Source organism: Streptomyces flavofungini, from assembly GCF_041028215.1.
Lineage (GTDB): Bacteria > Actinomycetota > Actinomycetes > Streptomycetales > Streptomycetaceae > Streptomyces > Streptomyces flavofungini_B.
In genome coordinates this window covers 1-4708 of record NZ_JASKYR010000659.1, presented here as the reverse complement: position 1 = coordinate 4708, position 4708 = coordinate 1, and the positions used below count along the sequence as shown (strand labels likewise).

Below are 4708 nucleotides of genomic sequence, written 5' to 3'. Positions count from 1 at the left end.
CGTACAGCCGCAGGAAGAGCAGGGCGGGGCCGGTGGCGCCGCGCAGCAGCCCGGCTCTGGGGCGTCCCTTGGGCGGGGTGGCGGTGGTGAGCCGCTCGCCGAGCAGTTCGGCGGCGCGCAGGGCATGGCGGCCGAGCTCGCTCTCCCCGGTGCTCCGCGCGAGGGAGTCGAGGGCCAGGCCGAGTCCCGCGAGCCCGCCGTACAGGTCGGAGGGGAGCCGCTGCCAGTTCTCCTTGAGGATCACGCCCGTGAGGTCGAGGGCGCGGGTGCGGTGGCCGAGCCGGTCCAGTGCGTACGCGATGCCCGCGAGGCCGTCGTGAAGGCCGAGCGGGGTGCCCGCGGGGGTGGGGTCGGTGTGGGCGAGCAGCCAGCGCTCGCCCTCGTCGTAGCGCTCGGCGCCGCTCTCGGCGAGCGCGTAGAGCACTCCGGCCGCCCCGTGCGCGAGACCGAGCCCGCCGCCCTCGGTGAACTGCGCGATGTCGCCGGGGAAGAGGCGGTCGTCGCGTTCGGGGGTGGCGGCGGCCAGGATGGCCTTGACCATCGAGTCCCGGCTGTGCGGCCAGTCGGCGGGGTCGACGAGCGGTGCGGTGGTGGCGTCGGCCCCGTCCCCCGTCAGGACGCCCCCCGCGAGGGCTCCCTGGGCTCCCGCGGCCAGGGCCGACGCCCGCTTCGGGGCGCTGTCCCGCGCCGGTTCGCTCCGCTCGATCTCCGCGACCGCCTCGGCGAGGAACGCGGCGGGTACGTCGGGGAACTCGGCCGCGACGACCTTCGCGAGGTGCGCGGCCTTGCCCCGGTCGATGGCGAGCAGCGAGGTGATGGGCAGGAAGAGCGCGAGCCGCAGACAGGCGAGGGCGTAGCGGTCGACGCCGGTGCCGGTGCGGTCCCTCGGTGCGACGAAGCCGGGGTGGGCGACGACCTGGCGGCCCGCCTCGCCGACGGTGGTCGCCGCCTCGAAGTCGAGGAGGGAGACGGACTCCTCGTCCGGCGCGACCATGATGTTGAACAGATGGAGGTCGTTGAAGACGACGCCCCTGCCGTGCACGGCGTCGACCGCCTCCTCCACGGCGCGGTACATGCGCAGCGCCCACCGGGTGTACCCGGCGATGTCGGCCGCTTCCGGCGCGCTGGTGCGCAGCGGGTGGCGGTGCGCGAAGAAGGAGTTGAGGGTGGTGCCCTCCAGGAAGTCCATGACGAGGAAGCGGTGGCCGTCGAGGAGGAACCAGTCGCGGACCTCGGGGGCGACGCCGAGGCCGGTGAGCTTCTCCAGGGCGTCCTTCTCGCGGGCCAGGCGGGCCACGGCGTCCGCGCCGTCGGCGGCCAGACCGGCGTGCGGGCGGCCCTCCTTGAGGACGACCTTGCGGCCGTCGCGGGTGTCGGTGCCCGCGTAGACCCCGCCGCCGTTGGAGAAGTGCAGGGCCTTCTCGATGCGGTACGGGAGGTCGGCGACGGTGGCGGTGTTGCGGGCGTCGAGCTGCGGCTGGAGGAACGCGGGCAGCGTCACCCACTCCGGGACCTTGAAGGCGGGGTCCCGCGAGTCGGGCACGAGCCGTCCCCGGTCGTCCTCGACGGCGGGCACGAGCGTGCCCCTGCCGTTGTCGCAGACGCGCCGCGTGAAGGCGCCGTACCGCACGTACAGCGGCCCCTGCTCCCAGCGCAGATCGGTGAGGATGTACGGGCCCTCGAACCCTTCGAGCAGCTTGCCGAGGCCGTGCAGCAGCTCCTGGAGCCGGTCCTCGTCCGCCGGGTAGAGCGTGGCGAACTTGCCGCTGCCGGTACGGCTCGCGTACTTGCTGTTGCGCAGGTGCAGCAGGGCGGGGGCGGGCACGAACTTGAAGGGCACGCCGCGTTCGACGCAGTGGTCCCAGACGACGGCCGCGATGTCGTCGGCGTTGGCCAGGGTCGCGGAGACGTGGATCTTCCAGCCCTGCGCGGGCAGCGGACGGGGCGTGCCGCCGTCGTCCAGCGGGGTCAGCGAGAGCCAGTCGCCGACGCGTGCGGCCCGCCAGCCGTCGGGGACGGCGCGCCGCGCGGTCTGGAACGGGGTGGCGGCGGTGCCGCCCTCGGACGGCAACCGGTCCGGGGTCTCGTAGAAGTTCCTGTCGGCCAGACAGTAGACCTCGTACCGCTTGTCCATGCCTTCCCCTCCCTGCGCGGCGTGGCGCAAAGATTTCCAGGAGGCCGACGGGCGGAACAGTCACGGCTGTCATCACATCGCCGTGCGGAACGCATGGGTAAAGTCGCGTTCGCCGGTGTTCGAGTCGGTACGGCGGCGGGTCCGCCGCATGTGCCGCCCGCGCGCACGGCGATGCCCGCGACGGCCCTCGGGGGGCCGACGCGGGCACACGCTTCAGTCCTCCGGCGGGAAGACGGTCTCGCCGCTGTGGGCGAGGGCGATCGTGATCGCCTCGACCGGGCAGCCCTCCGCCGCTTCGAGGATCTTCTCGTTGGCGTCGCTCTCGGGCTCCGTGGGGTGCGACTGCCGGGCGGTGTCCAGGACGAAGCCGCCGGGCGCGGTGAGCACGCACATGCCCGAGCCGATGCAGAGGGACCGGTCGACCTCGACGCGCCAGCGGTCGCCCATCAGGCACTCGCCTCCCCGTCGGCGCCCGGCTCGTACCCCGCCGGGAGGTGGATCATCTTGTGCTCGAAGTACTCGCCGTACCCCTCGGGCCCGAACTCCCGCCCGAGGCCGGAGTTCTTGTAGCCGCCGAAGGGTCCGAGCATGTCGAGGCTGAAGGTGTTCACGGAGTACGTGCCGGTGCGCACCTGGCGTGCGACGTCGATGCCGCGCTCGGTGTCGGCCGTCCAGACGCTGCCGCTGAGCCCGTAGTCGGAGTCGTTGGCGATCTTCACCGCGTCGGACTCGTCGCCGTACGGCAGCAGGCAGACGACCGGGCCGAAGATCTCCTCGCGGGCGATGCGCATGGAGTTGTCGACGCCGCCGAAGAGGGTCGGCTCGACGTACCAGCCCTGGTCGAGACCGGCGGGACGGCCGCCGCCCGCGAGGATCTTCGCGCCCTCCTCCTGGCCGATGCGGATGTAGTCGAGGGAGCGCCGCTGCTGGCGCTCGGCGACCAGCGGCCCGAGTTCGGTCGCGGGGTCCATGGGGTCGCCGACCTTGAGCGCGGACGCGGCGGCGGCGAAGGCCTCGGCGAACTCGTCGTAGCGCGTACGGGGCACCAGGATGCGGGTCTGGGCGACACAGGCCTGGCCGTTGATCATCCAGGAGAAGGGGACGATGCCCGCGACGGCGCTCGCCGCGTCGGCGTCCGGCAGCACGATCGCGGCGGACTTGCCGCCGAGCTCCAGGGTGACGCGGGTGAGGTTGCGGGCGGCGACCTCCATGACGCGCTTGCCCGCGGCGACGGAGCCGGTGAAGGACACCTTGTCGACGCCGGGGTGCCCGACGAGGTACTCGCTGACCTCGCGGTCGGCGGAGATGATCGACAGGACCCCCTCGGGCAGCCCCGCGCCGGCGGCTATCTCGGCCAGGATGTACGCGTCGAGCGGCGCTTCCGGCGAGGTCTTGAGGATCACCGGGCACCCGGCGAGCAGTGCGGGGGCGAGCTTCGCGGCGGCGGTGAACTGCGGGACGTTCCACGGCACCACGGCCGCGACGACGCCGACGGGCTCGCGGCGGACGAGGAGCCTGCCGAGCACTCCGTCGCGCCGCTCCTCGTAGGGGAAGCCGCGGGCGACGGTGAGCGCCGCGTCCCACACCATCATCGCGGCGAGGGCCTGCACCATCACGCTTGAGGTGTACGGGGTGCCGTTCTCGGAGCTGATGACGCGGGCGATCTCCTCGTGCCGCACCGCGAAGCCGTCCTTGATCCTGGTGATGACCTCGATCCGCTCGTCGACGGTCATCCGGGGCCAGGGCCCCTCGTCGAACGCCTTGCGCGCGGTGGCGACGGCGCGGTCCACGTCGGCGGGGGCGGCGTGCGGGACGCGGGCGAAGACCCGGCCGGTGTGCGGCGAGACGACGTCGATGACGCCCTTGCCGAGGGGGTCCACCAACTCTCCGCCGATGAACAGCTGTCGGTGTTCCACGAGCTCCGTCATGGCTGACTGCCTCCTGCGGGGCGTTTCCTGACTGAGTATCAGGAACTGATACCAGTTCTACTTGCAGGAGTCCATGGGCCGTACGGGCCCGCGGCGGCCCCTCTGCTGACGTACCAAGCAGTCGACTTGGGCGACCATTGGAACCAGTTCTAGTTATAGTGGGCGGTGGCCGCATCGCGGACCGCGAGCGGCACGGAGCGAGCAAAGACGAGGGCGCCCATGACGCAGGTGAGCGGCGCACGGCCGAGCGGCCCGCCCGTGATCGGGCACGGCGGGGGCGTCTGGAGCGTCAAGGTGCCGATCCCCGGCAATCCCCTCGGCTTCACCCTCGTGCACCTCCTGGACACCGACGGCGGCCCCGTCCTGATCGACACCGGCTGGGACGACCCCGCCTCCTGGCACACCCTCACCGCCGGGCTCGCCGCGTGCGGTACCGCCGTCGAGGACGTGACCGGGGTCGTCATCACCCACCACCACCCCGACCACCACGGCCTCTCCGCCAAGGTGCGCGAGGCCTCCGGCGCCTGGATCGCCATGCACCCGGCGGACGCGGACGTGGTGCGCCGCACCCGCTCGGGCGACCCCGAGCGCTGGTACGGCTACATGGCCGCGAAGCTCACCGCCGCGGGCGCCCCCGCCGAGCACG

General features: G+C 72.9%; 4 protein-coding genes. 1 reads left to right on the top strand and 3 read right to left on the bottom strand.

Translation table 11 applies throughout. The annotated features are described in order from the left end of the window. The 3 genes from lanKC to AB8Z36_RS31950 all read right to left on the bottom strand — a co-directional run. On the bottom strand, positions 1-2134 hold a 2134-nt coding region (gene lanKC, locus AB8Z36_RS31960), incomplete at its 3' end, for a class III lanthionine synthetase LanKC (RefSeq protein ID WP_369216881.1). 213 nt (positions 2135-2347) lie between these two features. Next, positions 2348-2581: a ferredoxin gene (locus AB8Z36_RS31955; protein WP_369216880.1), complete on the bottom strand. Its 234-nt coding sequence runs from the start codon at positions 2579-2581 to the stop codon at positions 2348-2350. Continuing rightward, a complete protein-coding gene (locus tag AB8Z36_RS31950; protein WP_369216879.1) occupies positions 2581-4062 on the bottom strand; it encodes an aldehyde dehydrogenase in 1482 nt (493 codons plus the stop codon). Before AB8Z36_RS31950 ends, AB8Z36_RS31955 begins: the two co-directional genes overlap by 1 nt. 219 nt (positions 4063-4281) lie before the next feature. Here AB8Z36_RS31950 and AB8Z36_RS31945 point away from each other — a divergent pair. Further along, on the top strand, positions 4282-4708 hold a 427-nt coding region (locus tag AB8Z36_RS31945; protein WP_369216878.1), incomplete at its 3' end, for an MBL fold metallo-hydrolase.

Coding starts and splice junctions, on each gene's coding strand:
- AB8Z36_RS31955 (WP_369216880.1), bottom strand. CDS start 2,581: ATGGGCGACCGCTGGCGCGTCGAGGTCGACCGGTCCCTCTGCATCGGC.
- AB8Z36_RS31950 (WP_369216879.1), bottom strand. CDS start 4,062: ATGACGGAGCTCGTGGAACACCGACAGCTGTTCATCGGCGGAGAGTTG.